The organism is Devosia sp., from assembly GCF_017307495.1.
In the GTDB taxonomy this organism is placed as follows: domain Bacteria; phylum Pseudomonadota; class Alphaproteobacteria; order Rhizobiales; family Devosiaceae; genus Devosia_A.
Window position 1 is genome coordinate 115,863 of record NZ_JAFKHE010000015.1, and the last position, 26,263, is coordinate 142,125.

The 26,263-nt window shown below is 66.9% G+C and carries 25 protein-coding genes; 14 read left to right on the forward strand and 11 right to left on the reverse strand.

Annotated elements, in window-relative coordinates; genetic code table 11:
* Positions 1–52: 52 nt before the first annotated feature.
* From J0I99_RS06910 to J0I99_RS06920, 3 genes are all read right to left on the reverse strand, one after another.
* On the reverse strand, positions 53–1,795 hold the full coding sequence (locus J0I99_RS06910) for a methyl-accepting chemotaxis protein (RefSeq protein ID WP_291396779.1): 1,743 nt from the start codon (positions 1,793–1,795) through the stop codon (positions 53–55).
* A gap of 143 nt (positions 1,796–1,938) precedes the next feature.
* Positions 1,939–2,658, reverse strand: a complete 720-nt coding sequence (locus tag J0I99_RS06915) for an SDR family oxidoreductase (RefSeq protein ID WP_291396781.1) — start codon at positions 2,656–2,658, stop codon at positions 1,939–1,941.
* 32 nt (positions 2,659–2,690) lie between these two features.
* Positions 2,691–3,608 (reverse strand): LysR family transcriptional regulator, encoded by a 918-nt coding sequence (locus tag J0I99_RS06920; RefSeq protein WP_291396783.1) that lies wholly within the window; start codon positions 3,606–3,608, stop codon positions 2,691–2,693.
* Between J0I99_RS06920 and J0I99_RS06925 the strand changes: the two genes are divergently transcribed.
* Genes J0I99_RS06925 through J0I99_RS06935 form a run of 3 tightly spaced genes read left to right on the forward strand, consistent with a single transcriptional unit; the run spans position 3,595 to position 8,487 of the window.
* Positions 3,595–5,262: a proton-conducting transporter membrane subunit gene (locus J0I99_RS06925; protein WP_291396785.1), complete on the forward strand. Its 1,668-nt coding sequence runs from the start codon at positions 3,595–3,597 to the stop codon at positions 5,260–5,262. The genes J0I99_RS06920 and J0I99_RS06925 overlap by 14 nt on opposite strands.
* Before the next feature lie 16 nt (positions 5,263–5,278).
* Complete coding sequence (locus tag J0I99_RS06930; protein ID WP_291396786.1) at positions 5,279–7,657, forward strand: YbcC family protein; 2,379 nt, start codon at positions 5,279–5,281, stop codon at positions 7,655–7,657.
* Positions 7,654–8,487, forward strand: a complete 834-nt coding sequence (locus J0I99_RS06935; protein ID WP_291396787.1) for a DUF6671 family protein — start codon at positions 7,654–7,656, stop codon at positions 8,485–8,487. Before J0I99_RS06930 ends, J0I99_RS06935 begins: the two co-directional genes overlap by 4 nt.
* A gap of 236 nt (positions 8,488–8,723) precedes the next feature.
* Here J0I99_RS06935 and J0I99_RS06940 read toward each other — a convergent pair whose 3' ends face one another.
* The 5 genes from J0I99_RS06940 to J0I99_RS06960 all read right to left on the reverse strand — a co-directional run bounded on the left by J0I99_RS06940 (position 8,724) and on the right by J0I99_RS06960 (position 14,476).
* Positions 8,724–9,731: an ABC transporter ATP-binding protein gene (locus J0I99_RS06940; protein ID WP_291396789.1), complete on the reverse strand. Its 1,008-nt coding sequence runs from the start codon at positions 9,729–9,731 to the stop codon at positions 8,724–8,726.
* Entirely contained in the window at positions 9,728–10,744 is a 1,017-nt protein-coding gene (locus J0I99_RS06945) for an ABC transporter ATP-binding protein (RefSeq protein ID WP_291392654.1), read from the reverse strand. The genes J0I99_RS06940 and J0I99_RS06945 overlap by 4 nt, the downstream gene beginning before the upstream one ends.
* Positions 10,745–10,754: 10 nt before the next feature.
* A complete protein-coding gene (locus J0I99_RS06950) occupies positions 10,755–11,708 on the reverse strand; it encodes an ABC transporter permease (protein ID WP_291396790.1) in 954 nt (317 codons plus the stop codon).
* A gap of 8 nt (positions 11,709–11,716) precedes the next feature.
* Positions 11,717–12,796, reverse strand: coding sequence for an ABC transporter permease (locus J0I99_RS06955; protein ID WP_291396792.1), 1,080 nt, complete (start codon positions 12,794–12,796; stop codon positions 11,717–11,719).
* A 69-nt stretch (positions 12,797–12,865) separates the two neighbouring features.
* A complete protein-coding gene (locus tag J0I99_RS06960) occupies positions 12,866–14,476 on the reverse strand; it encodes an ABC transporter substrate-binding protein (RefSeq protein ID WP_291396794.1) in 1,611 nt (536 codons plus the stop codon).
* 372 nt (positions 14,477–14,848) lie between these two features.
* Here J0I99_RS06960 and J0I99_RS06965 point away from each other — a divergent pair, with 372 nt between their 5' ends.
* Together J0I99_RS06965 and J0I99_RS06970 are read left to right on the forward strand one after the other, a co-directional pair.
* Positions 14,849–16,237 carry a M20/M25/M40 family metallo-hydrolase gene (locus J0I99_RS06965; RefSeq protein ID WP_291396796.1) on the forward strand — a complete coding sequence of 463 codons (1,389 nt, stop codon included), beginning with the start codon at positions 14,849–14,851 and terminating at the stop codon, positions 16,235–16,237.
* Between the two features lie 20 nt (positions 16,238–16,257).
* Positions 16,258–17,352 carry a M24 family metallopeptidase gene (locus J0I99_RS06970; RefSeq protein WP_367115360.1) on the forward strand — a complete coding sequence of 365 codons (1,095 nt, stop codon included), beginning with the start codon at positions 16,258–16,260 and terminating at the stop codon, positions 17,350–17,352.
* A 210-nt stretch (positions 17,353–17,562) separates the two neighbouring features.
* Here the strand turns inward: J0I99_RS06970 and J0I99_RS06975 are convergent, their stop codons facing one another.
* Positions 17,563–18,012: a hypothetical protein gene (locus J0I99_RS06975; RefSeq protein ID WP_291396800.1), complete on the reverse strand. Its 450-nt coding sequence runs from the start codon at positions 18,010–18,012 to the stop codon at positions 17,563–17,565.
* Between the two features lie 96 nt (positions 18,013–18,108).
* Between J0I99_RS06975 and J0I99_RS06980 the strand changes: the two genes are divergently transcribed.
* The 4 genes from J0I99_RS06980 to J0I99_RS06995 all read left to right on the forward strand — a co-directional run bounded on the left by J0I99_RS06980 (position 18,109) and on the right by J0I99_RS06995 (position 20,511).
* Positions 18,109–18,558: an Rrf2 family transcriptional regulator gene (locus J0I99_RS06980; protein ID WP_291392643.1), complete on the forward strand. Its 450-nt coding sequence runs from the start codon at positions 18,109–18,111 to the stop codon at positions 18,556–18,558.
* A 41-nt stretch (positions 18,559–18,599) separates the two neighbouring features.
* Positions 18,600–18,956 (forward strand): hypothetical protein, encoded by a 357-nt coding sequence (locus J0I99_RS06985; RefSeq protein ID WP_291396801.1) that lies wholly within the window; start codon positions 18,600–18,602, stop codon positions 18,954–18,956.
* Between the two features lie 19 nt (positions 18,957–18,975).
* Positions 18,976–20,040, forward strand: coding sequence for a tellurite resistance/C4-dicarboxylate transporter family protein (locus tag J0I99_RS06990; protein WP_291396803.1), 1,065 nt, complete (start codon positions 18,976–18,978; stop codon positions 20,038–20,040).
* A gap of 183 nt (positions 20,041–20,223) precedes the next feature.
* Complete coding sequence (locus J0I99_RS06995) at positions 20,224–20,511, forward strand: adenylate cyclase (protein ID WP_291396805.1); 288 nt, start codon at positions 20,224–20,226, stop codon at positions 20,509–20,511.
* A 230-nt stretch (positions 20,512–20,741) separates the two neighbouring features.
* On the opposite strand, the gene J0I99_RS07000 is transcribed toward J0I99_RS06995, so the two are convergent.
* Positions 20,742–22,307, reverse strand: coding sequence for a histidine kinase dimerization/phosphoacceptor domain -containing protein (locus J0I99_RS07000; RefSeq protein WP_291396807.1), 1,566 nt, complete (start codon positions 22,305–22,307; stop codon positions 20,742–20,744).
* A 7-nt stretch (positions 22,308–22,314) separates the two neighbouring features.
* Positions 22,315–22,665, reverse strand: coding sequence for a response regulator (locus J0I99_RS07005; protein WP_291396809.1), 351 nt, complete (start codon positions 22,663–22,665; stop codon positions 22,315–22,317).
* A 191-nt stretch (positions 22,666–22,856) separates the two neighbouring features.
* Between J0I99_RS07005 and J0I99_RS07010 the strand changes: the two genes are divergently transcribed.
* From J0I99_RS07010 to J0I99_RS07030, 5 genes are all read left to right on the forward strand, one after another.
* Positions 22,857–23,804, forward strand: coding sequence for a diacylglycerol kinase family protein (locus J0I99_RS07010; protein ID WP_291396810.1), 948 nt, complete (start codon positions 22,857–22,859; stop codon positions 23,802–23,804).
* A 1-nt stretch (position 23,805) separates the two neighbouring features.
* Positions 23,806–24,669, forward strand: coding sequence for a metallophosphoesterase (locus tag J0I99_RS07015; protein WP_291396812.1), 864 nt, complete (start codon positions 23,806–23,808; stop codon positions 24,667–24,669).
* A gap of 107 nt (positions 24,670–24,776) precedes the next feature.
* Complete coding sequence (locus J0I99_RS07020; protein WP_291391931.1) at positions 24,777–24,920, forward strand: DUF1127 domain-containing protein; 144 nt, start codon at positions 24,777–24,779, stop codon at positions 24,918–24,920.
* A gap of 44 nt (positions 24,921–24,964) precedes the next feature.
* Positions 24,965–25,750: an AraC family transcriptional regulator gene (locus J0I99_RS07025; RefSeq protein WP_291396813.1), complete on the forward strand. Its 786-nt coding sequence runs from the start codon at positions 24,965–24,967 to the stop codon at positions 25,748–25,750.
* Between the two features lie 84 nt (positions 25,751–25,834).
* On the forward strand, positions 25,835–26,263 hold the full coding sequence (locus J0I99_RS07030; RefSeq protein ID WP_291396815.1) for a FixH family protein: 429 nt from the start codon (positions 25,835–25,837) through the stop codon (positions 26,261–26,263).

A 26,263-nucleotide genomic window follows, 5' to 3' on the forward strand; every position in this document is an offset into this window, starting at 1 on the left:
GACTACTGAGCACGAAGGGCCGGTTTCGACCGGCCCATTTTCCTGGACTAGTCTAGGATCTCGCCTTCAGGGCCTTGATCCCGTCGTGAGCGACTGCTGTTCGCGGTTCCAGAGGCACCAGCTTGGGTTTGCCGTCACTGACGACGAATACCTCGACGATCCGATCGAGCTCGGTGGCCTGCGCCTCGGTTTGCTCGATGGCCGCGTTGGTCTGCTCAACCAGCGCAGCGTTGTGCTGGGTCATTTCGTCCATCTGCCGCATCGCAGTCGAGACCTGCGAGATGGCGATTGACTGCTCCTGGCTCGCCTGGGCGATGCCGTTGATCAGGTCGGTGTTCTCCCGCAACTCCGCGAGCATGCCTTTCAGCCGGCTCGCCGCCTCCGACACAAGGTCTGAGCCACTCGCGACCTCGTGGGCGGACCGCTCGATCAGTGCCTTGACCTCCTTGGACGCACCGGCGGCCGATTGGGCCAGGCGCCGCACCTCGACCGCGACGACGGCAAAACCTTTTCCGGCATCACCGGCACGAGCCGCTTCGACCGAGGCGTTGAGGGCAAGCAGGTTTGTCTGGAACGCGATGTCGTCGATCAGTGCGATGATACGGGAGATGCTTGCCGAAGAGGCACTGATGCGTTCCATCGCCGCATTGGCGTCGAACATCACCTGGCCAGCCTGTTCGGCGGCCGCTGACTGTGCCTTGCTCTTCGTGCTGGCTGTTTCGGCACGCTTGGCATTGCCTGCAACGGTGCTGGACAGTTGCGCCATGGCCGCCGACGTTTCTTCGATCGCCGCCGCCTGCCTGGTGGTGCGCTCGGCCAGGTCGTTGGCACCAGACAGGATTTCACCGGTCGCGGTCTTGAGCGAGCGGGAGGTCTGGCGCAGCCGACCCACGATCCGGGAGAACCTGCCAACCGTCTCGTTGAAGGCGATACGGACTTCCTCCAGTTCGCCGACGAATCTTGTGTCGATGGCGGCAGTCAGGTCGCCCTCGGCCAACCTGGCCAGGCCGGCGCCGAGCATGTTGACTGCCGACTTACGCCCGGTGATGTCCGTCGCGTACTTGACGACTTTGTAGGGTTTGCCGTCGGGATCGAAGATCGGATTGTAGGACGCCTGGATCCAGACTTCCCTGCCGCCCTTGCCAATGCGCTTGTATTCGGCCGAATGAAATTCGCCGCGTCCCAACCTGTCCCAGAAATCACGATACTCCGAACTGCTGGCGTAGCCTGGCTCGACGAACATCCGGTGGTGCCGGCCCCTGATCTCGTCGATATGGTAGCCAAGCGCGGCGCAGAAGTTTTCGTTGGCGCTCAGGATCTCGCCCGTCACGGTGAACTCGATCACCGCTTGCGACCTCGAGATCGCGGCAAGTTGGCCCTGCGCATCGGCCGAGACGAGCTTCTGACTCGTTACGTCGGAGGCGAGCTTGACGACCTTCACCAGCTTCCCGCCACGATCGAAGACCGGATTGTACGTGGCCTGGATCCAGACTTCCTTGCCGGTCTTGCCAATTCGCTTGTATTCGCCCGCCTCAAACTGGCCGTGCCGCAGCCTGTCCCAGAAGGCGAGATACGCGCTGCTGCTTGCCGTGACCGGGTCCACGAACATCCTGTGGTGCTGGCCGACAACTTCTGCCAGCTCGTAGCCGAGCAGGCTCAAGAAATTGGCGTTGGCGGCAATCACCGTGCCATCGAGACTGAACTCGATGATGGCCTGTGACTTCGATATCGCGTCCAGCGTTGCGCGGTCGAGATCGGCGGCCTTCGTGCCACCGCCGAACATGGTCCAGTCCATCGATGATTCCCTTTGCCTATGTAAGGCGCAGGGACGACTGCGCCTCCGATGGTGAATTTCTTTCTAAGAGGCACCCGCCGGTGTCACAGAACTCGCTGCCGAGCCCGCCCCCCGAACAAGGGTTCGGATCTGCCGCTGAAATATCAGCCGGCACCCGCCAGCGTTGAGCGGCCCCCGTCCACTGCGAACACCTGCCCGGTGATCCAAGAGGCGCGTTCGGACAGCAGGAACGCGGTCATCGCGGCAATGTCGTCGACATCGCCGATGCGCTGCAGCGGGTGGGCTCGGGCCATTGCGGCCTCGGCCTGCTCGGTCGCCACCAGTCCTGCGGTGAGCGATGTCCGGGTCAGCGATGGTGCAATGCAGATGACCCTGATCCTTGGCGCAAGTTCCGCGGCAAGCGATCGCGTCAGGGCTTCCACGGCGCCCTTGGCCATCGCGATGGAGCTGTGGAAGGCGAAGCCGTGCCCGGCCGCAACCGTGGAGAACAGGACGACCGATGCGTTGCCCGCCCGCTTGAGGGCCGGTAGCGCGGCCCGTACAGCCCGCGCGGCGCCGAGTGCGTTCAACTGGAAGTCGTGCAGCATGTCGGCGTCAGTCGTTCGTCCGAGGGGCTTCAGCGTGACCGAGCCAATGGCGTAGACCAGCCCCTCGATCTGCTCGCCAGCGTCCGCGACGACCCGTTCGAGCGCGCCATCGGCGAGCGAATCGGCTGGCGACGTCGCACACGACAGGGCCTCGCCAAGCGAGCGCAGCCGACTCTCGTCCCGCCCGGACAGGTAGGCGCTTGTTCCTTCCGCGACCAGTTGCCTCGCCACCGCCGAGCCGACCCCGCCCGTGGCGCCGAAGATCAATACAACCAAGAACCACGTCCCCCGAATTCATTCGGGTGAAGCTACGGGAGCGGAGCGGTCAAAGTTTCAGGATTGCCTGCCGGATGCGCCCGGCTGAGCAGTTCCTGCAGCAACGGGTTTGGAAAGCGCCGGGCGACCGTCACGGCCAGGAATGTTTCGGAAATCCCGTCGAGCCGCGCGGCCTCCACCAGCAAGCCTTGCGCGAGTTCGTCCCGCACCACGATGGGCGGGAGAATAGCGAGGCCCAGATCCTCACGGGCCAGCAAGCGCAGCATCGCCATGTCGTCGGCCTCTGCCGCTATCCTTGGAACGACGCCAAGCCTGGAGGCGAGGGCATCGAAACTCGCCCTCAGAGCGGTGTCCATTGCCGGCAGCACCAGGGGCTCGGTCGCCAGGAGCGCAGAAAGAGGCCGTGTCACTGGTCCAACGCGGGCTGGCGTCCCGACCAGGCTGACGGGCTGATCGGCGAGGCTGTGCACCATCCAGGGAGTCTCTCCCTCACGTGAGGGGGGCAGGTTGGTCAGCACGACATCGAGGCTCAGGGCTTCCAGCGATTTGAGCAGTTCGGCCTGCGAGCCCGAACGCAGCACGATCTCCACGTCTCCCCGACCGGTCAACGGTCCGAGGAAGGACATCTGGAAGTTGCGCGACAGCGTCGCGAGCGCCCCCACGCGAAGCGCCCGCCTGTTGCGACCGGTTTCGCGCAAGGTGGCGCTCAGGTCTTCTGCCGTGCGGAAAATCGCCTCGGCGTGATCGAGGGCGATGCGTCCTGCCTCGGTCAGGACAAGCCGCCGCCCCTGTCGCTCGAACAGATCATGGCCGAGCGTCGCCTCGAGCATGCGGATCTGGCTGGAGAGAGCCGACTGGGACAAATTCAGCTGCCTTGCGGCCTCCGTCAGCTTTCCCTCGAGCGCCACCGCCCGGAACAGCCTCAGATGGTGGAGGTTGATCGCTGCCATCGTTCTATTTCCTGCGCGAAAACGCTCCAAAATATGTAATTTTCTGGAACTTGGGCAACGACTATTTCCCGACCGGTCAACGCACCTCAAGGGATCAACGATGGCACCGCTCATCGAGGCCGGCTTCCTCGCCCCTCTGCCACCACTCCTCGTCGCCGTCTTGGGCGCGACGCTGCTTCGCGACGCGAGGCGACCGGGCAGCGTCGCGGAGCTCGGCGCGCTCCTCGCGCTGGGCCTCAGCGCCTTCAGCCTTGCCGATCTCCTCCTGACCGGTTCCGCCACCCTCGCGCTGGGGACAACGGCGGTTTCGTTCCACATCGAGCCAATCGGCGCGACGCTGCAACTGCTCATCGCCTTCGTCGGCTGGGTCGTCGTGCGCTACGCCCGGACCTATCTGGCCGGTGCCAGGGGGGAGAGCCGCTTCCATGTGCTGCTGCTCGCCACCCTGTCGGCCGTGCTCGCCCTTTCCGTCGCGGCAAGCCTGCCCGCCCTGATCCTCGCCTTCATGGCGATCGGCACCTTGCTCCGGCGGTTGCTGCTCTTCTTTCCTGCACGGCCCGCCGCCAGGCGCGCCGCCACGAAGTTCACGCTGGTATGGGGCGCCGCCGACGTTGCGCTGGTGCTTGCCGCGGCGCTGCTGTGGATCAGCTTTGGTGACGGCGGTCTCACCGGCATCGACGTGCCCACGCAGTCCGGTCTGCCGGTGCTTGCTCAGTTCGCGGTGGCTCTGGTCGTCCTTGCAGCAGCACTCAAGACAGCCGCCTTTCCGCTGCACGGCTGGGTGACCGAAGTCATGGAAGCGCCAACTCCCGTGTCGGCTTTCCTGCATGCGGGCATCATCAATTCGGGCGGGGTGCTCCTCATCAAGCTCGCGCCGCTGGTCGGCGCCAGTCCCGGCGCGATGGCGGCGCTCGTCATGGTCGGGGGCTTCACAGCGCTGTTTGGTGCAACCGTCATGCTGACGCAGAGCGCGGTCAAGACGGCGCTCGCATGGTCCACGGTGGCGCAGATGGGCTTCATGCTGTTGCAGTGCGGGCTCGGCCTTTGGCCCCTGGCACTGCTCCACATCGTCGCGCACTCGCTCTACAAGGCCCACGCCTTCCTCTCTTCCGGGTCGGCCGTGCTGGCGGTGGCTTCGGTTCGCAGGCCCGGTCCGGTCGCCGTGCCGGGCACCCTGGCGGTAGCACGGGCATTCCTGCTTGCCCTGGGCCTTTATGCCGTCGTCGCCCTGGCCTTCGACCTCCTGCTCGGGGCGAAGTCTGCGCAGGCCCTGGCGCTGGGCGCCATCCTCGTCCTCGGCGTCGCCTACCTCGTGGCGCAAGGCCTGGCCGACGCGGCCCCCCGCGCACTGACCCGGCGTACCGTCCTCGCCTCCCTCGGCGCCACGCTTGCCTATTTCGGCTTCCACCGGCTTGCGGACTGGCTCTGGGGTGGGCTCCTGCCGGGGGCGCCTTTGGCCGGGCCGCTCGAATGGGCGCTCATTGTGCTGGCGCTCGCCTCCTTCGCGCTCGTGGCGATCGTGCAAGCCATGTTTCCGCTCTGGGCGCATCACCCGGCGGCGGCAGGCCTGCGCGTCCACCTCGCCAACGGCCTCTACCTCAATGCCATTCTGGATCGGCTGACCGGCGGCTTCCGGGCCGACGCGAAACCCTGAGCCTCGGAGCAAACCCATGTACAGCGACATTCTCACTCCCGCTCACTCGAGGCTCCAGGGCCTCATGGCTGCCGCCCAACACGCAGTCCTCGCCATTCCACCGGCCTTCCCGCTCTCGGCAACCGTCGCCGTCAACCCGTTCCTCGGGCAGTCCGGGGAGGATCTCGCTGCTGCCGGCGCCCGGCTCGCCCGGGTGGCCGGCATCAGGGTCACGCCGGCACGAGCGCACTATGCAAGGCGTATCGCGCAAGGCGACATCTCCGACGAAGAGCTGGCGGCCGCGCTTGCCGCATCGACATCGCCGCTTCGTCCCACCGATCTTGCCGGCCTCAAGGCAGCGCTCGAGTCCGACCCGCCGGCGCCCACCGCACTGCCAACGGTGGCCACCCTGGCACAGGGCCATTCGGGCACCGACTGGAACGCGGTGATCGAAAAGAGCCTGGGCCTGTGGGCCGCCGGACACTTCGATGGCGGACAGGCGCTCTGGCTTCCGCGGCCCTGGCGCGGCGCCTATGCCGCGTGGCGCGAGTGGGCGATCAACGACCTGACGCCGGGGATTGCCGGCCTCAAGGGGTTCTGCGCTCACGTCGCCTCCGCGCCAGACACGGCAGAACGGGCCATTCTCCGGGCGGCCGACCAGCTCAGCCTGACCGAGGAGGCGGCGCCCATGGCCTTCCATCGGCTGCTGATGGATCTGGGCGGGTGGGCCCAGCATGCCCGCTTCCTGCTCTGGCAGGCCGAACTCGACGGCGAGAGCGACAGCACGCTGCTCGAACTGCTGGCCATTCGCCTGGTCTGGGAAGAGGCCCTGCTGGTGCACGCGCCCGAAGTCGGATGGCTGTGGAACAAGGTCGTCACGGCCCATGCCGAAGCGGTGGCACCCACTGAAGATGCCGTCATCGATGCCATCCTCCAGGACGCCGCCGAGCGGGCCTACCAGCGCAGGCTGGCCGGTTGCCTTTCATCCTCGCACACCACTGCGCCGGTTCGGCCGGCTCTGCAGGCGGCCTTCTGCATCGATGTGCGGTCCGAGGTGTTTCGGCGTGCGCTGGAGGGCCTGGATCCGGCCATCGAGACCATTGGCTTTGCGGGCTTCTTTGGTCTTCCCGTGGCACACCGCGCCCATGGCACCGATGCGTTGGACAGCCACCTTCCGGCATTGCTCAAGCCGGCCTTGACCGTGTCGAGCCATGCGGCCGGCGGCGAAGAATCGGCGTTCCGGATTTCGGCGCGCGCGACTCGGGCCTGGGGCCGGTTTCGGCAGGCTGCCGTCTCGTCGTTCGCCTTTGTCGAAGCCGCGGGGCTCGGCTATGCCGCCAAGCTGCTGTCCTCGGCGCTGGGGCTTGAAGCCGCCAGGCAGACCGCCAGTCCTCGGCCCAGGTTCGAGCTGCCGCTTCCCGCAAGGATCAAGGCCGACATCGGCGCCAGGGTGCTCAGGTCCATGGGCCTGAGCACCAACCTGGCCCGGCTGGTCCTGCTCGTCGGGCACGGCACCCACGTCACCAACAACCCGCATGAGAGCGCCTATCAGTGCGGCGCCTGTGGCGGGCATAGCGGTGAGGTCTCGGCCCGCGTGCTGGCCGATCTTCTGAACGATATCGAGGTTCGCGCGGAGCTTGCCGCGCGGGGCGTCGCTCTTCCAGCCGACACGCTGTTCGTTGCCGCGCTCCATGTCACCACGACCGACGAGGTCCGGCTCTTTGCCGACACACCGGCGCCCGCCCATGCCGACGACCTGGCGAGGGCGCGGGCGTGGCTGGCCGCGGCCGGCAAGCTGACGCGCATGGAGCGCGCCGCCCGCCTGCCCGGCGCAACCCCCGACACCGTGGCCCGGCGGGCCCTCGACTGGGCCGAACTGCGTCCCGAATGGGGGCTCGCGGGCTGCGCCGGCTTCATCGCCGCACCGCGCGCCATCACCCGCGGCCGCGATCTGGGCGGTCGCTGCTTCCTTCACAGCTACGACTGGACAAGCGATGAAGGCTTCCAGACCCTCGAGCTCATCCTGACCGCCCCGGTGGTGGTGGCGAGCTGGATCAGCCTGCAATATTACGGCTCCACCGTCGCCCCCGAGCTGTTCGGCGCCGGCGACAAGCTCCTCCACAATGTGGTTGGCGGCCTCGGCGTCGTCACCGGCAACGGCGGCAAGTTGCGGACGGGTCTGCCGCTCCAGGCTGTTCATGATGGCGAGACCTTCGTGCACGAGCCTTTGCGGTTGTCTGTCCTGGTCGAAGCGCCCATCGATGCGATCACCGACGTTCTCGAGCGCCATGCCGAGGTCAGGGCGCTCTTCGACAACGGCTGGTTGCACCTGCTGGCGCTCGACAAGGGCAATGTCGTGGCCCGCTACGGGCGAGGGCTCACCTGGGAACGGGTGGCGACGCCGGAGCTGGCATGACCCTCCCTCACCGGGTTGCGCTCGGCACCAAGCACGGGAAGTCCGCTGCCATCGCGCCTCCGCTGGGCCGGATCGGCATTGCCGTGTCCGTGCCCGAGGGCCTCGACACGGACAAGTTCGGCACATTTACCGGTGAGGTCGCGCGTCTGGGCTCCATGGTGGATGCCGCTCGAGCCAAGGCTCGGGCGGCCTGCGAGCTGACCGGTCTCGACGTCGGTATCGGTAGCGAGGGCAGTTATGGTCCCCATCCGAGCATACCTATCCTGCCTCTGGGACGGGAGGTCCTCCTGCTGTGGGATCGGACCACCGGTCGCGAGATCGTCGAGCAGGTGGTCGACGATCAGCCACGTCTCGCGAGCCGCTACGTCGCAGACGTTGCTGATCTGGATGACCTGATTGCCCAGACCGACTTTCCCCGGACCAACTTCGTCGTCTCCCCCGCGGGGACCACAGACCACGTCAAGGGATTGAAAACACTGCCCGAACTGGTCGCGGCGGTAGGGCAGGCCATTGCGCAGTCGGAAGGTCGGCGCGCCCTCGTCCAGACGGACATGCGGGCCAATCACAACCCTCGCCGCATGCATACCATCGCCCGGGCCGCAGAGGCACTCGCCGAACGCCTGTCTCGAAACTGCCCCCGCTGCGGCAGCTACGGCTGGGGGCTGGTCGAAGTGGAGCGCGGGCTTCCGTGCTCGGCGTGCGGCATGCCCACCCCGCTCGTGGGCAACGAAGTCCATGGATGCACAGCCTGCCGGCATTCCGAGCGAGCGGCCAGAGGCAACGGCCTTGCCACTGCCGATCCCCGCCATTGCCCGCACTGCAATCCTTAGCAGGATCGTCGCTCGCTCAGGGAATGGGCCTATGCCCGCCCCTGCGCCTCCTCGGCCCAGAGCAACCAAGCCATCGGTCCCCGGATCGAGACCTGCAACACCACCAGACCGACCCAGCCCTTGGCGGAATCTCCCCGATCCGAGGACTGAACAACCGCTTGGAAATGACTGCTAGGTGACCCCTGAGGGCAATGGCGCATGCTAGATGCCCTGAACGCTCGCCTGCGCAAGCGCGTCTACACCGCCTCGGACGCTAAGGCCGCCAGTGACGATGCGCGGCCTTCGGCGACGGCGTGGCATGCGACGCGTGCAGGCCCAGATGCCAGGAGAGCGGGCATCTCCGACCGGCAACGGTCGTCCGCCAATGGGCAGCGAGGATTGAAGGGGCAGCCGCTGGGCGGATTGAGCGGGGAGGGCAACTCGCCCGCCAACCTGACCCGCCTGCCGCGCTGGTCGGGGTCGGCGATGGGTGTCGCCGAAAGCAGGGCCTGCGTATAGGGGTGGCGCGGGCGAGCGAACAGCTCGTCGGCCGGCGCCACTTCGACGGCATGGCCGAGGTACATCACCATCACGTCGTCGGCGATGTGGCGCACCACTGCGAGGTTGTGGGAGATGAACATCATGGTCAGGCCAAGCTGGTCCTTCAGCACCCGCAGCAGGTTGAGGATCTGCGCCTGCACCGATACGTCGAGCGCAGAGGTCGGCTCGTCGCAGATCAATAGCTCGGGCGCGAGAATCAGGGCGCGGGCGATGCCGATACGCTGGCGCTGGCCGCCCGAGAACTCGTGCGGGTAGCGGTCGGCCGCCTGCTTCGGCAACCCGACGCGCTGCAGGATCTCGCCGACGGCCTGGCGCCTGCTCGCCGCATCGCCGATGCCGTGGATGGCGAGGCCCTCGCCGATCGAGGCCCCGACGGGCACACGCGGATCAAGTGAGGAATAGGGGTCCTGGAACACCATCTGGATGCGGCGGCTGGCGGCGAAATCCACGCCGTTGGCGCCACCGCTGATCTTGTTGCCGTCGAACACCACTTCGCCGCTCGTCGGCGGATAGAGGCCGATGACGACCCGGGCCAGCGTGGATTTTCCGCAGCCGCTCTCGCCGACCACACCTAGCGTACGGCCCTTCTCGATGGCGAGGTTGATGTCGCTGACTGCGGTGACGTGCCCGACGACGCGCTGGAAGGCGCCCGCCACGATGGCGAACTCCTTGTGGATGGCGCGCAGTTCCAGCAGGGGGCTCATGCCAGTTCCGCCTTCTTACGTGTTTCGCCGGTCTCTGCGGTGGCGACCCAGCACCGGGCGGTGTGGTCGTCGCTGATCGGGAGCAGGGCCGGCACCGTTGTGGTGCAGCGCGGCTCGCCGGCCTCGCGGCGGACGGCGCAGCGCGGAGCGAAGAGGCAGCCCTGGGGCAGGTTGGTCAGTTGCGGCACGCGGCCCTCGATGACCTCGAGCATGTCGCGGCCAGCGTCCATGCTCGGAACCGAGCGCAGCAGCGCCTGGGTGTAGGGATGCTTGGGCGAGCGGAACAGGGTCCGCACGTCCGCATGCTCGACGATCTGGCCGGCATACATCACCGCCACGTGGTCGGCCATTTCGGCGACGACGCCGAGATCGTGGGTGATGAGGATGATGGCCGTGCCGTAGTCGGCCTGCAACTGCCGCATCAGGTCCAGGATCTGCGCCTGGATGGTGACGTCGAGCGCGGTGGTCGGCTCGTCGGCGATCAGCACCTGCGGTTCACAGGCGAGCGCCATGGCGATCATGACGCGCTGCGCCATGCCGCCAGACATTTCGTGCGGATAGGCCTTCATGCGCCGCGCCGGGTCGGGGATGCCCACGGCCGCGAGCAGGCTTGTGGCAGCGGCCTCGGCTTGCTTGGCGTTCATGCCCTTGTGCAGCCGATAGACCTCGGCGATCTGCCGGCCCACCGTGTGCACGGGATTGAGGGAAGACGAGGGGTCCTGGAAGATCATCGACAGGCGGTTGCCGCGGATGTCGCTGGTCTCGGCGGGGGTCATGCGGCGCAGGTCGACCCCGCCGAGCAGCACTTCGCCGCCGGTCACCTGGCCCGGATAGGGGATGAGGCCGGCGACGCTGAGCGCCGTGACCGACTTGCCGCAGCCGCTCTCGCCGACAATGCACAGCGTCTCGCCGGCACTGAGCTCGAAGCTGACCCTGTCCACGGCGGGGGCGACGCCCGAGCGGGTGGTGAAGACGGTGCTGAGGTCGCGGACCTGGAGAATGGGATCACTCATTTGCGCCGCCTCAACTGTTGAGGCGGGGATCGAGCGCATCGCGGAGTCCGTCGCCCAGGAGGTTGAAGCCGAGCACGGTGATGACGATGGCGATGCCGGGGAAGAAGACGAGGTGGGGCGAGGAGAACATCTGGTCCTTCTCGGTGCCGAGCATGGTGCCCCATTCGGGCGTCGGCGGCTGCGCCCCGAGCCCGAGAAAGCTCAGGCCCGCTGCTTCGAGGATGCCGCTGGCTACGCCCATAGTCGCCAGCACGACGATGGGGGTGAGCGCGTTGGGCAGTACGCGGGTAAAGAGGATGCGCCACTTGCTGCCGCCCAGCACGCGGCTCGCCGCGACGAAATCCTGCGACTTCACCGAGAGCACGCTGGCCCGCGTGACGCGGGCATAGCCGGGCACTGAGACCACGGAGATGGCGAGCAGGGCGTTGACTATACCCGGCCCGAGCACCGCCACGATGGCGATGGCGAGGAGCAGGGATGGGAAGCCGAGAATCACGTCCATGCAGCGCATGATGACGTTGTCGGTCCAGCCGCCGAAATAGCCCGCAATGGATCCGAGCAGCACGCCGGTAATCAGCGCTACCGAGACGGTGACGACGCCGATCATCAGGCTGATGCGCGAGCCGTAGACGAGACGCGAGAACACATCGCGAGAATTGCCGTCGATGCCCATGATGTGCTGGGGCTTGGCGACATCGCAGCCGAACATGTGGACGCAGGGTGGGTCGCGGCGCTTCACCTGCTCGATGCCGATCAGCACCTGGTTGGGATCGTAGGGGGCGATAACCGGTGCGAAGATGGCGACCAGGACCATGAAGCCGATGAGGAACAGGCCGACCTGGCCCGAGCGCTTTCGGGTGAGGCGCTTGAAGGTCTGCTTCCACAGCGGCACGGGGTCGCCGAGAAGTCCGTCTTCGATAACGATGGCGGCCGCATTGGCGCTGGCGGTTTTGAGGCTCGTCATATCAGGTCCTATTGCGGCCGGACGCGGGGGTCGAGGTAGGTGTAGGAGAGGTCCACGATGAGGTTCACCACGACGTAGATCGTCGCAATCATTACGGTGAAGGCCTGCACGATGGGGTAGTCGCGGGCGAAGATGGCCTCGACCAGCATGCGGCCCACTCCGGCGAGGCCGAACACCGTCTCGGTGAGCACGGCGCCGCTGAGCAGAGCGCCCATCTGCAGCCCAAGGATCGTCACCACAGGCAGCATGGCGTTGCCGAGCGCGTGGCGGCGCACCACCTTGTTGTCGGGCACGCCCTTGGCCCGCGCGGTGCGGACGTAGTCCCGCCCCAGCACGTCGAGCAGCGATGAGCGGGTCATGCGGGCGATCACAGCCATTGGGATGGTGGCCACGGCGAGCGCCGGCAGCACCATGTGCCGCAGTGCGTCGATGAAGATGATCCAGTTCCCGGTGATCAGCGCGTTGAAGATGTAGAAGTTGGAGACGAACTCGAGGAACTTGGCTCCGAACGTGTCCTTGGCGAGCTCCCAGTGCCACACCTCGTAGAAGGGTACCGAACTGAGGCCGGCGCTGAGGCGACCCGAGGGCGGAAGCCACAGGGGGGTGCCCTTGAGCATGACGCCGAAGACATAGGCCATCATCAGGCCTAGCCAGAAGATCGGCATGGCGATGCCGACATTCGCCAGCGCCATCGTGCCGACATCGGCCGCAGTGTTGTGGCGCCGCGCCGCGAAGATGCCGATGGCGATGCCGGCGAGGGTGGCGACGATCAGCGCCAGGATGGCGAGCTCCATCGTCATGGGCAAGCGCTCGATGATGATCTGCGTCACCGGCCGGGAAAAGCGGATGGAATTGCCAAAATCACCCTGGGCGATATCGCGCAGGTAGTACAGGAACTGCACCGGAATGGGCTGGTCGAGGCCGAAATGGCGGACGAATTCCGCACAGGTCGCGGCGCTGACCTTGTCGCCCAGCATGGATTTGCACGGATCGCCCGGGATCAGGCGGGCGAGGGAGAAGGTGACGACCAGGATGCCAAACAAGACGGGAATGGCGCTGAGCAGCCGTTTGATCGCGTATCCAAGCATGGGGACATCTAACCGGGCAGGAACGGATGAGGCGGGCGCCGGAACGCCCGCCTCTCGAAGGGAACGACCTTACTGGGCGGCCGGGGCGTTCATGATGCCCCACAGGCTCGCGAAGTAGTCGAACGCACCGGTATTGCCGACATGCGTCGGGCTCGAGGCGTCGAGGCCGGCGGCGTAGGAGGCGACGACGTCATTGGCGTCGAAATCCGAACCGTCGGTGAACTTCACGCCTTCGCGCAGGTGACAGACCCACTCGGTGCCATCGGCATTCGGGTCGCAGCTCGTGGCAAGACCGCCGACGATATCGCCGCTGTCCTGTGCGTAGTCGAGCAGCGTCTCGGTGAGCTGCGTGCAGACGAGCGTCGACTCGCCATCGCTCTCATCGCCGCAATAGAGGCTGATCGGCTCCGCGTTCTGCATGACCACCATGGTGTCCTTGCCCGGATCGACCAGGCTGAACTGCTTTGCGCCGAACGGACGGTAGCCGGCGTTCTTGACGTAGGCCCGGGCGGCCGAACCGGCGGCAGCGTGCGAGATCGGCACCATCGGCACGAGTTCGCGGATGGCGTTGTTGGCGGCCTCGTAGACCGGCTTGGCTGCCTCGACGTCGGCGATCGCCGAGCCCTTGGCCAGCGGCTCGTAGATTTCCGGCAGGGAGGCACCGAACTGCTGGGTGTCCTTGCCGAAGTGGTAGTCGAGGAAGTTGGTGATGTGCGGGTAGTCTGCGCCCCAGCCCAGCAGGTAGAAGCCGTCGAGCTTGCCGGCGCTGGCCTGGCCGATGAACTCGCCCGATTCCATCGGGGCGACTTCCGCGTCGATGCCGAGGTTGGCCTTGAGCTGCGACTGGAACTCGACCGCGATGGTGCTGGGTTCCGGCAGGTAGGTGCGGAACACGTCGCGGTAGTAGATCTTGGTCTTGAAGCCGTCGGGGAAGCCGGCCTCGGCAAGGAGCGCCTTGGCGGCCGCCGGGTCGAACCCGTACCAGTCTTCACCGGCGCAGCCATTCGGGATGGTGCACGGCGTGAAGTGCGACGCCAGTTCCGAACCGTCCGGGAAGTAGTTGTCGACGATGCGCTGGCGGTCGATGCCCATGGCGATGGCCTGGCGCACCTTGACGTTGTCGAATGGCGCAAAGGTGTTCGTCATGCCCAAGTAGAGCGTGTTCGGCCCCATGATAGGCAGGAACTGCAGGTCGCCGTCGTTTTTGACCGCGTCGAAATCGTCGGGGCTGACGGTGCTGATCTGGTCGACGGTGCCCGAGCGCAGTTCGTTGAGCTGGCTGGCGCCGGACGTGCTCCAGCGGAAGACCAGCGTCTCGTAGGCCGGCTTGGTGCCCCAGTAGTTGTCGTTGCGCTTGAGAATGATCGAATCGCCGCGGTTCCAGGCGTCGAGCTTGAAGGGGCCGGTGCCGATCGGGTTGGTCAGCAGTTCCTTGGTGGGGCCGGCGGCCGCGATGTGCTCGGAGGGCTGGATGCCGAAGACGATGAACGCGGCCTTGGCCTCGAAGGCCGGATCGGCCGAGCACATAGTGAAGGTTGCGGTGTGCTCGTCGGTTGCCACGATCGACTTGATCTTGCCGCCGTAATTGCAGTCCGGCGCGACCAGCGACATGCCCTCGAAACTCAATGCCGCACCCGCCGGCATCATCGACATGGCGACCGCAGCGCCAAAAAACACCATTCTTTTCACCAGTTTTCTCCCTCTGGCTTTGTTTTGGTTCGACTAGTCAGCAAAGGCTGCTGGAGCATCGGCATGGCGTCGAATGCTCCGGCACAGCTACCGTGAAGGCGGCTGCTGCCTTGCCGTTTGGTTTCCTGTGACGCCTTCGCCAAAAAACGACCACCGCAGCCCGAATTCGGACGCGATTTTCCCCCGCGAAGGTCAAATGTCAGACAAATAGATGTTGCGCGCCCTGTCAAGGCGACCAATTGGTGGCAGCGCTGCGCGAAGCGACGCACTACTTTTTCGCTATCGATATCCGCCTCGATGCCGGCCGAGCGGCGCGTCCCGCCGGTAAAACCGGGCTCTCAGAACCAAGAAGAAACCTAGCGCATGTCCGACCTCGACCCCGTCCTCGCCCGTGCCGACGCCAACCTCGACACCAGCCTGGAAACCCTGTTCGACCTCGTCCGCATCCCCTCGATATCGACCGATCCGGCCCACGCCGGCGATTGCCGGCGGGCGGCACAGCTGCTCGCCGACTACCTGACGAGCCTCGGCTTCGACGCTTCGGTGCGCGACACGACCGGCCATCCCATGGTGGTGGCGCATCACGAGGGGCCGAACCCCGACAGCCCGCATTTCCTGTTCTATGGCCACTACGACGTGCAGCCGGTCGATCCGCTTAACCTGTGGACCACCCCGCCGTTCGAGCCGTCGATCGGCGTTGGGGCCAAGGGCCAGAAGATCATCCGCGGCCGCGGCACATGCGACGACAAGGCGCAATTGCTGACCTTCGTCGAGGCGGTGCGCGCCTACAAGGAAGTGCAGGGGAGCCTGCCGGCCCGCATCTCGATCATCTTCGAGGGCGAGGAAGAGTGCGGCTCGCCCTCCGCCCGTCCGTTCCTCGAGGCCAACAAGGACGAGTTGAAGGCCGACTACGTGCTCGTCTGCGACACCGGCATGTGGGACGATGACACCCCCTCGATCTGCGCCGGCCTGCGGGGCCTCGTGGGCGAGGAGGTCAGGATTTTTGCAGCGAACCACGACCTCCATTCGGGCGGCTATGGCGGCATCGCCGCCAACCCGCTGCACATCATCGGCAGGATCGTGGCCGGCCTCCACGACGAGGAGGGCAGGGTAACCCTGCCGGGCTTCTACGAGGGCGTCGAGGAGACGCCGGCCGACCTCAAAGCGGTGTGGGACGGGCTCGAGCGTTCGATGCCGCACGTACTCGATCGCGTTGGCCTGTCCATCCCGGTTGGCGAGAAGAACCGCTCGATGCTGGAGCTCAACTGGGCCCGCCCGACCGCCGAGGTGAACGGGATCAGCGGCGGCTATGCCGGCGAAGGCTTCAAGACCGTGATCCCGGCCGAAGCGACCGCCAAGATCTCGTTTCGCCTGGTGCATAGGCAGGATCCGCTGAAGATCCGCGAGAGTTTCCGTGCCTATGTGCGCTCCAAGGTGCCGGCCGACTGTCGCGTCGAGTTCGGCGAGCATGGCGCCGCGCCGGCGGTGCAAATGCCCTTCGATGCGCCCATCCTCGACAAGGCAAAGAAGGCACTGCTCGGCGAGTGGTCGAAGCCGGCCATCGTCACGGGTGGCGGCGGCTCGATCCCCATCGTCGGCGATTTCCGCACCATCCTCGGCATGAACGCGCTGCTCGTCGGCTGGGGCACGGCCGATGACCGCGGCCATTCGCCCAACGAGAAATACAATCTCAGTTCGTTCCAGAAGGGCATCCGCGGCTGGGTGCGTATTCTCGACGCGATCTCGGCCTGAAGGGGGGCTTCACCGTGACTGTGGATACCACTGCAAGGCTCGCTGGATTGCGCGACCGGATGAGGGCACAGGGCGTCGACCTCGTGGTGCTCGCGCCGAGTGCGCACATGGACTGGCTTGTCGGCTTTCACCCGCTGCTCTGCGAGCGGCCATGCCTTCTGCTGGTCGGGCCGGAGCGCGAAGCGTTCCTGATGCCGGCGCTCAATGCCGAAGGCTCGCGTGAATCGACCGCCATCCCGTTCCACGTCTGGGCCGACGATGTCGGGCCGGTCGAGGCATTTGCCGCAGCCCTGGCCGATGTCGGCAGCAACTCGGCGAGCCATGTCGTGCTCGACGAAACGATGCGTATCGATTTCGCCGCGCTGGTGCTCGACGCGCTGCCGGGGGCGAGGCGCAGCTTCACCGACGACACGCTGAGCTACCTGCGCATGCGCAAGGACCATCGCGAGTACGCGGCCCTCAAGATGAACGCGTTGCTCGCTGACCGGGCCATGCAGGCCGGCTTCGCGGCCTTGCGCCCGGGCATGACCGAGAAGCAACTGGCGGCCATCATCTTCGACCATTTCGCCTCCGAAGGGGCGCGGCCGGACTTCGCCGTCGTCGCCGCCGGCTCCAACGGCGCCTTCCCCCATCACCATACCGGCGACCGCGTGCTGGCCGAGGGCGATGCAGTGGTCATCGATATCGGCGGCACCAAGGGTGGCTTTCCGAGCGACATCACCCGCATGGCCGTGGTCGGTCGCCCGCCCGAGGGCTATGGGCAGATCCACACCATTGTCGAGCGCGCCGTGCAGGCCGCCCTCAAGGCGGCGCGGCCGGGCGCGCTGGCTCGCGACGTCGATGCCGCGGCGCGCAAGGTGATCACCGATGCCGGCTATGGCGAGTACTTCGTCCACCGCACTGGCCACGGCATGGGCATTGGCGGGCACGAGCCGCCCTACATCACGGCAACCTCCGACACGGTGCTGGCCGAGGGCATGGTGTTCTCGATCGAGCCCGGGATCTACATCCCCGGTCGCTTCGGCCTCCGACTCGAGGATATCGTGATCCTGCGTGAAGACGGCCCGGAAATCCTCTCGAGTCTGCCGCGAGACGTTCACGTGGTCGCAGAATAGCCGCGCGATCAACGGCAGCCGGACAGGCATCCGCTCCGAGCGACGGCGGCGCGAGGAGGTATCCCCAGCCTCGCCTGTCGAGGGTTCTGTCGGCTCGGCCTCCGAGGCTCGCGAAGGCCGCCACGCCCTGGTCCTCTGCCACGCGCTGCGCGGGGCGGTGTCAGCGGCACGAATATCTGCGGAGACAGCGGGCGGCTTCGGGGCTGGGGGCTACGTGGCCAGTCGGCTGATGATGCCGATGGCGATGAACGCAGCGGTCAGTGCGACGGGGATGGTCAGCAGCTGGGCGACGGCGCCCCAGCCGCTCACGGGGCCGGTATAGGTCTCGACGTCGCCGGCGAGGAAGTTGCCGAGCGAGCCCGGCCCTGGCTGTTGCCGGTCCTTGTTGGCCAGGCGGAGCATGACGAACGGCAGGCCGAAGTACATGGCGAAGTAGCCCGTGCTCACGCCGAGCGCGATTGCGGCGTTGATGTCGGTGCAAAAGAGCAGCCACAGCGCGAGCAGCATGGCCCCGTACACGCCAGCGAACATCGTGAACAGCTGCGGATGCAATGTCGCGGCCAGTTCCCGCTCCGGCCAGTTGGTCAGCGAATGCGTGAGCGAGCCGACGGGCACGGCCCTGGCGATGGCTTCGGCCCCCCGATGAGTCAGCGTTTCCATGATCGACCTCCAAAGATGCATGAACTGTGCTTCTTTGAAGGCGTATTGCCGATCCCTGCTCAAAGCAATATGATTGATGCCTGTTTGGATGCGACAATGCGGCTCACCCACTTCACCGACCTTTCGCTACGGCTCCTGATGTATCTCGCGGTCAAGGCCGACGGGCTTGCGACCATCCAGGAGGTGGCGGAGCGCTACGGCGTTTCGCGCAACCACCTGATGAAGGTGACGCAGGGGCTGGTGAAGCATGGCTTCGTCGCTTCGGCTCGTGGCAACGGGGGCGGGCTCAGGCTGCAGCGCCCGGCAACCGAGATTCGCGTCGGCGAAGTCATCAGGGTGACCGAGGACGACTTCCGCCTGGTCGAGTGCTTCGAGGCGGGGCGCAGCTCGTGCACCCTGCTGCCGGCCTGCCGGCTGAAGGGTGTGCTCGGCGAGGCCCTCGGCGCCTACCTGGCCGTGCTCGACAAGTACACGCTCGACGACCTGACGGTCCCCACCCATCCGATGCGACGCGCCCTCGGCCTGCCCGACGCCCGGGCGGCATAGTTCAGTCGCATGGACACCACCGGCGTGGAACAGGGGGCGGGATGAGTTGGATCGGAGATGCCCTGCTCCTGCTGTTCGCTCCGGAGCGACGGGCGTGGCGCGGCGAGGCGCCGCTGTCCACCGTGTTCTGGGGCTATGGCGTCGGACTGAGCCTCGTCATTGCCGTCCTCTATGCGGTCGCCATGTACCAGGGGCGACTCGACGTCCAGCAGGCGCTGATCCTGTTTTCGGCGGCGTACACGGTCTGGATCGTCGTCGCGATCGGGCGCGCAGCGGTCAAGTCCGATTCCTATTGGGGCGTGCTCGCCAGATGGCTGACCGTCACCTGGGCGCTCAACGCCGGCTTGGTCCTGTTCTCGCTCCAGGTTGAGCTGGTGCTCAGATATGCGCGGGGATAGCCGGGTCCGACGAGTCCTCATGCCGCGCCGTCTCCTCGCGCGCCTGGCGGCCGTGACCCTCGATGGCGCCGTATCGCTGTTTCCGGGCTATTTCGCGCTGGTCATGGCCACCGGCGTGGTGTCGATTGCCTGCCATTTCATGGGGTTGCGCCCGGTCGCGCTGGCGCTCGTCGGCATCAACTGGGTGGCGTGGCCGGTGCTCTCGGTGCTGACCATCGTCCGCGCCCTCAGGTTCCGCGCCGAGCTGATGCGCGACCTCTCGGACCACCAGCGGGCGCCCGGCTTCTTCACCATCGTGGCGGGCACCTGCGTCCTGGGCACGCAGAACGTGGTGGTGATCGGCGCCACGGGCGTCGGCACGGCGCTGTGGTGGGTCGGGCTGATCCTGTGGTTTGCGATCATGTACACGTTCTTCACTGCGGTGACCGTGCGTGCGCGAAAACCCACGCTCAAGCGCGGCATCAACGGCGCATGGCTGATCGCCGCCGTCTCGACGCAGTCGGTGGTGGTGTTGCGCGGCGTGATCGACACGGGCGCGCCGCCCCCGGACGCGATCCAGTTCCAGGTGATCGCGATGTTCCTGATCGGCTGCATGCTGTATCTGGCGATCATCCCGCTGATCTTTTATCGCCTTACCTTCGTGCCGATGAGCCGGGAGGACTTCAGTCCTCCGTACTGGATCAACATGGGCGCGGTAGCGATCACGGCGCTGGCCGGCTCGGTGTTGATCCTGCGTGGCGAAACCTGGCCGTTGCTCGCTCCGCTCCTCCCGTTCCTCAGGGGGTTCACGTTCTTCTTCTGGGCGGTGGCGAGCTGGTGGATCCCGTTCCTGCTGCTGCTGATGCTGTGGCGCTATGTCTGGATGCGCGACTGCTTCACCTACGAGCCGGCGGTCTGGGGCATGGTCTTTCCGCTCGGGATGTACACCACCAGCACCTACCAGTTCGACCGAGCCATGGGCTACGGCTTCCTCAACCTGATCCCCGAGGTCCTGGTCTTCGTCGCGCTCGCAGCGTGGGTGCTGGCCATGGCGGGGCTTGCGCGACGACTGCTGGGCGCGCTGCGCGCGCCGGACGCCGGCTGAGTGTGCCAATGACTGAGCATCCCAAGGAATACCCGTTGCAGCATACGTCGATGGGCGCGATCCCCGTCGAGTTCCATGATGTCCTTCGGCGAGGCGCGGATTCCCCGCCAGGCCGGAACACAGCGGATCGGATTCGCGTTGTGGATTAGGCGCCATAGCGCCCAATCAGGACAGGAGTCCGTGATGTTGAAGCTCCTGACGTTAGGATTGACGGTTTCGGCCATCGCGCTCGGCGCAAGCGGATTGCAGGCGGCGAGCACCGGGCCCAACCATGCCACCGGCCAGCCCAACCAGAGCTGCGGCAGCGCCTCGGCGCCCAACACGCCGGGCAATTCCGCCTCGGCCCCGGGTTCGGCGTTCAACCCGGATGGCAAGGCGGGCACGGTCTATGCCGGCCAGCAGCTGCAGAACTCCCATAATTCGGCAAGCGTCTCGCAATACGACGCGGCCTGCGCTCACCAGCCGGCCTGACGTCGTCGGGTGTCGCGCTGGGCCCTGGCCCAGCGCGATCGCCGTCCAGCAATTGTCCATCGGTGCGTGAGGTCCGCCCCCGATCGGCGTCGGCGCTGCAAATAGTCCCTTGTCATCCATTGAGCCGGGGCCGATCTGTCGGGGCAGGAGATCGACATCCGCGACGACGCCCTGCGATTCCGCATGGACGCCTGACCTACGAAGTCGGGCGCTTCGGCTGGGTCGCCGGCTCACTTTCCCGGAAAGACGAGGGTGAAGGTGGAGCCGCTCGCGGAGACGGTCGACACCTCGCCCCCCAGCTGCTGGGCAAAGCCTGCGACGAGCTTGCGCCCTATGCCGGTTCCGGGCGCCGCGGGATCGAAGCCGACGCCGTTGTCCTCCACCGAGAGCCGCACAAGGCCGTCGCCGGCGCGCGCCAGCGACACCTTCACCGTCCCGGCCCGCCCGACGGGGAAGGCGTGCTTGAAGCAATTGGACAGGACCTCGTTGAGGATCAGCCCCAGGGGCCCGGCCGCATCCTTGTCCACGACCACGTCCTCGATCTCCTCGACGACTTCGATATCCGGGTTTGCCCCGGCCCGCACCTTGGCGATCAGCGTGTGCAGGTAGTCCTTCACGCGCACGTCGGAAAAGTCGCCGCTGCGGTAGATGTGCTCGTGCACGGCCGACATCGCGAAGATACGCCGGCCCAGCTCCGCCCGCACCTCGCGCGGAATGGCATGCATCTGGAGCAGCGCATTCACGGACTGGAGGTTGTTCTTCACCCGGTGGTGGATCTCGCGGAACAGCTGCTCGTTTCGATCCAGCGCCTCGGCGAGCGATCGGCTGCTGGCCTGGGCCCGCCGCAACACCCGCGCGGTCAGCAGCGACCCGATCAACAGGGCCAGGGCGACGGGGGCAAGCAGCAGCGAGACGACCCAGATCGAATACCACAGGCCCGCCAGCGCGGTGGCCCTGCTGATCGAGGCGACGGCAATGTAGCCCAGGCCATCGACATGCCGGAAGCCAACGACCCGCGCCACGCCGTCGGCCGGCGACCCCGGCGAAACATACGACCCTGCCTGCCCGACCGCCAGCGAGTCCATGGCCGCGGTGCCGGCGAGGTTGAGCGGCTTGGCGAGCGGTGGCTCCCGGGCGATGATCCAGCCGTCGGCGCGGATGACGCTGACCGTGGAACCGGGGCCGAGGTCCTGGGACAGGGCGAACTGCGACAGTATGCTGGCGGGGAGCGTCGCGACGACGGCACCTGCGAAGCTGCCATTCCGTTCGACGCGCTGCGCCACCGAGAAGCTGGCGGATTCTCCCGCGCCTTCCTGGTAGCCGATGCTGACGATGCGGCCGCTGCGGATCGCTTCGAAGTAGTCGGCGCCCGAGACCGTCGGTGCGGCAGGCTCCTGAGCTGCGGAACCTGACGGGATCAGGTCGCCGCTGGCGCTGTAGATGTGAAGGCTGGGCTTGACCGGCAGGCTGGCCGCGGCGCGATCGAAGCCGGCTTGCACCGTCTGCGGTGCGACGCCATCGGCCAGCTGCGTCGCCGTGCCCTGGAGCGCGGCCAGCGTTGCGGACACGACCCATCGCGAACCTTCGGCGACAACTCCGGCGGCCCGTTCGGCCCGGCTCCTGGTCTGCTCGATCCTGGTGTCGTAGCCCTGGAAGCAGAGGAAGACGAAGACCGCGACGATCCCGGCCACCAGGACGACGCTGGACGCCACGACGGTGTCGGCGGCCTCCCATCGGCGACGCAGACGCTTGCCCTGTTGGTGCGATAGCACACCTGCTTGTGTAGTGACGCTCATTTGCTCCTCAGGCCGTAAGTTCTGCCAGCGCCTGTCGAAGTTGCAGTTCGGGATAGGGCTTCTCGAAGAAGAGGGAGCCTGCCGGCAACTGCGGCTCGGCGTCGGTCAGTTTCCCCGAGATGACGATCAGTGCGATCGGGGGCCACCGCCTCCTGACGAAGTGGGCCAGCCTGATGCCATCCATCGAACCGGGCATGTCGACGTCGGTGATCACCAGTCGAATGTCCGGGTGCTGCTCGAGCAGGGCAATCGCCCGGTCGGCGTCGGCAGCCTCCAGCACCTCGTAGCCCCATTCGCCAACCTCGAATGCCAGTCCAAGCCGAATGAGTGGTTCATCGTCTACGACCAGAATTTTCATGCCGGGCCCCCCTGGAACGGACCAAAAACTCGCTGAGGGTGGAAAGGTTCCGGGGGTGAACCGGTGCTGGAAAGCCTGCCCGGACGGTCCGGTTCGCCGCGGGCTGCGGCCGAGCCTCCAGCCACTTTCGGAGGGGAGCGGCGAACCAAATGGTCCCGGTGTCCGTTACTCGGGCCGGAAAGGCGTCGCCCATGACCAGCATCTCCCACCACATCCTGCTCAATGCCAGTTCCGGCGCCGCGCTCAAGACGGGGGTGCGACCGGAACAGATCGTGCAGCGCTTCCTCGATAGCGGATACACCGTCAGCATCGATGCCGACACCTCGCGGCCCTTTGCGCAGCGCCTGCAGACCGCGCGAACCAGCCCCGCCGCGGTGCTCGTCGCGGCGGGTGGCGATGGGACGGCGACAGCGCTGGCGCAGGTGGCCGTGGAAACCGGCAGGGCGCTCGCCGTGCTGCCGCTCGGCACGGCCAACCTCCTCGGCCGCGACCTGGGGTTGCCGCTGTCGCTCGACGACTGGTTCTCCCAGCTGCCGCTGATGACGCCGCGCCAGATTGACGTCGGGGAGGTCAACGCCCGGATATTCCTGCACAAGGTGGTGATAGGAGCGGTTCCCGGGATTGCGGCGATGCGCGAGCAGATCCGCGGCGAGACGGCGCTCGGGGCGACGCTGGCCTTCCTCAGTCATGCAATCCGGCGGCTGTCGCGGCTCCGCCGCTTCGCGGTGGAGATCTCCAATGGCGGCGAGCATCCACACATCGAGCGGGTGCAGTCGATCGCCGTCGCCAACAACGACTACGATGAGGGTCCCGGCAAGATCTTCTCGCGCTCGCGCCTCGATGCCGGTACGCTCAGCCTCTACCTCATCCGCCACCTGAGCCTTGGCGACGCGCTGCGGCTGGCGCTCCGCATGCTCGTCGGCACCTGGAAGGCCGATGACGTGGTCGAGGTGGAGAACGTTCGCGCGGTGGTGATGCGGACACGCCAGAGGCGGCTGCGGGCGATGGTCGACGGCGAGGTCGAGTTTCTCACTACGCCCCTGCGGTTCCAGGTGCGGCCGCTGGCGCTCACCGTGCTGGCGCCACCCCCTGCCGTCGCCGAGGTGCCCGAGGCTGCGGCGGCCGCCGAGGGCGTCTAGCATGCGGATCTGTCACCTCTCCGACCTGCATTTCGGCCATCACGATGAACGCCTGGCGGCTGGCCTCGCCGCCGATCTGACAGCGCAGGCGCCTGACCTCGTCGTCGTCAGCGGGGATTTCACCCAACTGGGCACGGAGCGGGAGTTCCAGGTCGCACGCGGCTTTCTGGACACGCTTCCCGCTCCCCTGTTCGCGGTCCCGGGCAACCATGACGTGCCGGCGCGCAACCTGCTCAGGCGCTTTCTCGACCCGTACGGACTGTATCGCCGCTACATCGCCGCCGACCTGGAACCGACGCTGGACCTGGGGGACGTGGTGATCGCCGGGCTGCGAACCTCCCGGCGCGTGCGGGCCGAGCTGAACTGGGCCCATGGGTCGCTGAGCCGGGGACAGCTGGCGCGGCTCGAACGGCGCTTCTCGACCACCTCGCCGGCGGCGCTGCGCATCGTGGTCGCGCACCACCCGCTGATGCAGCCGGAGGGCGACGTGCTCAAGCCCATGCGCCTCGTGCGCAGGGCGGACCGGGCCCTCGAACTGTTCTCCCGGCTTGGCGTGCGGCTGGTCCTGTCCGGCCACTTCCACCTGTCCTACGTGCGCCAGCACGACGGCGGGCGTCATGCCGTGCGGCACGACGCGCCGAAGGGGCTGCGGGAATCGGCGCGCGCTCCCATTCTGGTCGCACAGGCCTCCTCGACCATTTCAACGCGGCTGCGGGGCGACACGAACGCCTACAACCTGATCGACATCGACGACGACCGGATTGCGGTGACGGTGCGCGAGTGGCGCGACGGCGCGTGGTCGACCCGGGAAAAGGCTTCCGCGCAATCTGCCATGGCTGCATCGTCGGCGGCGACCCCGGGCTGATCGTCCCGGTGGAATGAACCGCGGGGCAGGCACGCGCTCAGCCGCTTCGTTCAAGTGCCTGCGCCCGCCCGCTGGTAGGTCCCCGGCCATCGCAACGGAGACCCCACATGCTGATCGGACGCATCATCACCGGTATCGCCAACACCCGCCGGCAGAGGCGGACCAGCCTCGAGCTTGCCCTGCTCAACGAGCGGCAGCTCGAGGATCTGGGAATTTCGCGGATCGACCTGATGGCGGCGCGGCGCCGTTGAAATCGGAGCGCCGCCGCTAGCCACGGCCCGGGCAGCCCATTACGATGCCGCTCATGAAAGTGAGCGGCATCGGACGGGTGGTCTTCTGGGGCGGAGGCAATCTGTGGATCGGCCTTGCCGTCGATGCCATCGACCCGCACGCTCACCATGCCATCCAGGTCGCGGTCGGGTTCAGCGGGCCGGTGGAGTTCCGCTCCGGCGGCAAGACCGAGTGGACGGCCTATCCCGGGGGCGCGCTGGTGCGGCCGGGGACCCCGCACGCGTTCCGCGCGCCCGGGCAACGGGTCGCCAACATCCTGTTCGAACCGGAGACGGCCCTGGGCCGGGCGCTGCTCGAGCGCTTCGCGGGCGATGCCATCGTGCCCCTCCACACCCATGCGCGAGACCTCGCCGCAGCCTTCGACCACGGGGCCGACGACGACGACCTCGGCGACACCGCCATGGCCTTGCTCGCCCGCCTCGCTGGCACCGAGCGGCCGCAGCGGCCGACCGATCCGCGCATTCTCAAGGCCATCGACTGGATCGCCCGCCATGTCGACGAGCCGCTCAGCCTCGGCGATGTCGCCGCCGTGGCGGGCCTCAGCGACGGGCGCTTCCGGCACCTGTTCGTGGCCGAGACCGGCATTGCTTTCCGGCCCTATGTGCTGTGGACGCGGCTCAACCGCGCGCTCGAGATGGGGTTTGGCGGAACCTCCTGGACCGAGGCCGCCTACGCCACCGGCTTTGCCGACTCGGCGCACCTGACCCGGACCTGCCGGCGCATGTACGGGCTGTTCCCGTCGTCCCTCCGCATCGACCGCACCGTGCAGGACAGCCGGCAGATCGCCTGAAGATCAGCCGTTACGTTCAAGTCTCCCCGGCCGGAGCCGACTATTTCGAGCGCCATTCACCCTTGCTCGAAACAGGACGCTCAAATGAACCTCGTCAAATTCTGGCCGCTGCCCGTCGCCGCCATCGTCGTTGCAGCCGGCGGCTATGCCTTCGCCTCGATGCAGGCGCCCGCCGACCTCGACGATTCGCTGTCGCACGCCTCCGACCACGGCCTCTATGCGGTCAGCATCGCGCCGGCGGTCGATCCCGTTCCGGTCGGCCAGCTGCACGCCTGGACCGTGGCGGTCACGACGCCGGATGGCGCGCCGGTCGATGCCACGGTCGCATTCGACGGCGGCATGCCGCAGCACGGCCACGGCCTGCCTACCGTGCCCAAGGTGATGGGCAAGGATGCCGAAGGCCGCGCCATCATCGGCGGCGTGCGCTTCAACATGCCCGGCTGGTGGGAGCTGAAGGTGCATGTCGATGGTGCCGCCGGCGACGACACCGCCACCTTCAACATCGCGCTCTGA

What these genes read in the sequence shown, in the direction of transcription:
- J0I99_RS06910 (WP_291396779.1), bottom strand. Translation starts at nt 1,795, where the DNA reads ATGGACTGGACCATGTTCGGCGGTGGCACGAAGGCCGCCGATCTCGAC.
- J0I99_RS06920 (WP_291396783.1), bottom strand. Translation starts at nt 3,608, where the DNA reads ATGGCAGCGATCAACCTCCACCATCTGAGGCTGTTCCGGGCGGTGGCG.
- J0I99_RS06930 (WP_291396786.1), top strand. Translation starts at nt 5,279, where the DNA reads ATGTACAGCGACATTCTCACTCCCGCTCACTCGAGGCTCCAGGGCCTC.
- J0I99_RS06935 (WP_291396787.1), top strand. Translation starts at nt 7,654, where the DNA reads ATGACCCTCCCTCACCGGGTTGCGCTCGGCACCAAGCACGGGAAGTCC.
- J0I99_RS06940 (WP_291396789.1), bottom strand. Translation starts at nt 9,731, where the DNA reads ATGAGCCCCCTGCTGGAACTGCGCGCCATCCACAAGGAGTTCGCCATC.
- J0I99_RS06945 (WP_291392654.1), bottom strand. Translation starts at nt 10,744, where the DNA reads ATGAGTGATCCCATTCTCCAGGTCCGCGACCTCAGCACCGTCTTCACC.
- J0I99_RS06950 (WP_291396790.1), bottom strand. Translation starts at nt 11,708, where the DNA reads ATGACGAGCCTCAAAACCGCCAGCGCCAATGCGGCCGCCATCGTTATC.
- J0I99_RS06955 (WP_291396792.1), bottom strand. Translation starts at nt 12,796, where the DNA reads ATGCTTGGATACGCGATCAAACGGCTGCTCAGCGCCATTCCCGTCTTG.
- J0I99_RS06960 (WP_291396794.1), bottom strand. Translation starts at nt 14,476, where the DNA reads ATGGTGTTTTTTGGCGCTGCGGTCGCCATGTCGATGATGCCGGCGGGT.
- J0I99_RS06965 (WP_291396796.1), top strand. Translation starts at nt 14,849, where the DNA reads ATGTCCGACCTCGACCCCGTCCTCGCCCGTGCCGACGCCAACCTCGAC.
- J0I99_RS06975 (WP_291396800.1), bottom strand. Translation starts at nt 18,012, where the DNA reads ATGGAAACGCTGACTCATCGGGGGGCCGAAGCCATCGCCAGGGCCGTG.
- J0I99_RS06980 (WP_291392643.1), top strand. Translation starts at nt 18,109, where the DNA reads ATGCGGCTCACCCACTTCACCGACCTTTCGCTACGGCTCCTGATGTAT.
- J0I99_RS06985 (WP_291396801.1), top strand. Translation starts at nt 18,600, where the DNA reads ATGAGTTGGATCGGAGATGCCCTGCTCCTGCTGTTCGCTCCGGAGCGA.
- J0I99_RS06990 (WP_291396803.1), top strand. Translation starts at nt 18,976, where the DNA reads ATGCCGCGCCGTCTCCTCGCGCGCCTGGCGGCCGTGACCCTCGATGGC.
- J0I99_RS06995 (WP_291396805.1), top strand. Translation starts at nt 20,224, where the DNA reads ATGTTGAAGCTCCTGACGTTAGGATTGACGGTTTCGGCCATCGCGCTC.
- J0I99_RS07000 (WP_291396807.1), bottom strand. Translation starts at nt 22,307, where the DNA reads ATGAGCGTCACTACACAAGCAGGTGTGCTATCGCACCAACAGGGCAAG.
- J0I99_RS07005 (WP_291396809.1), bottom strand. Translation starts at nt 22,665, where the DNA reads ATGAAAATTCTGGTCGTAGACGATGAACCACTCATTCGGCTTGGACTG.
- J0I99_RS07010 (WP_291396810.1), top strand. Translation starts at nt 22,857, where the DNA reads ATGACCAGCATCTCCCACCACATCCTGCTCAATGCCAGTTCCGGCGCC.
- J0I99_RS07015 (WP_291396812.1), top strand. Translation starts at nt 23,806, where the DNA reads ATGCGGATCTGTCACCTCTCCGACCTGCATTTCGGCCATCACGATGAA.
- J0I99_RS07020 (WP_291391931.1), top strand. Translation starts at nt 24,777, where the DNA reads ATGCTGATCGGACGCATCATCACCGGTATCGCCAACACCCGCCGGCAG.
- J0I99_RS07025 (WP_291396813.1), top strand. Translation starts at nt 24,965, where the DNA reads ATGCCGCTCATGAAAGTGAGCGGCATCGGACGGGTGGTCTTCTGGGGC.
- J0I99_RS07030 (WP_291396815.1), top strand. Translation starts at nt 25,835, where the DNA reads ATGAACCTCGTCAAATTCTGGCCGCTGCCCGTCGCCGCCATCGTCGTT.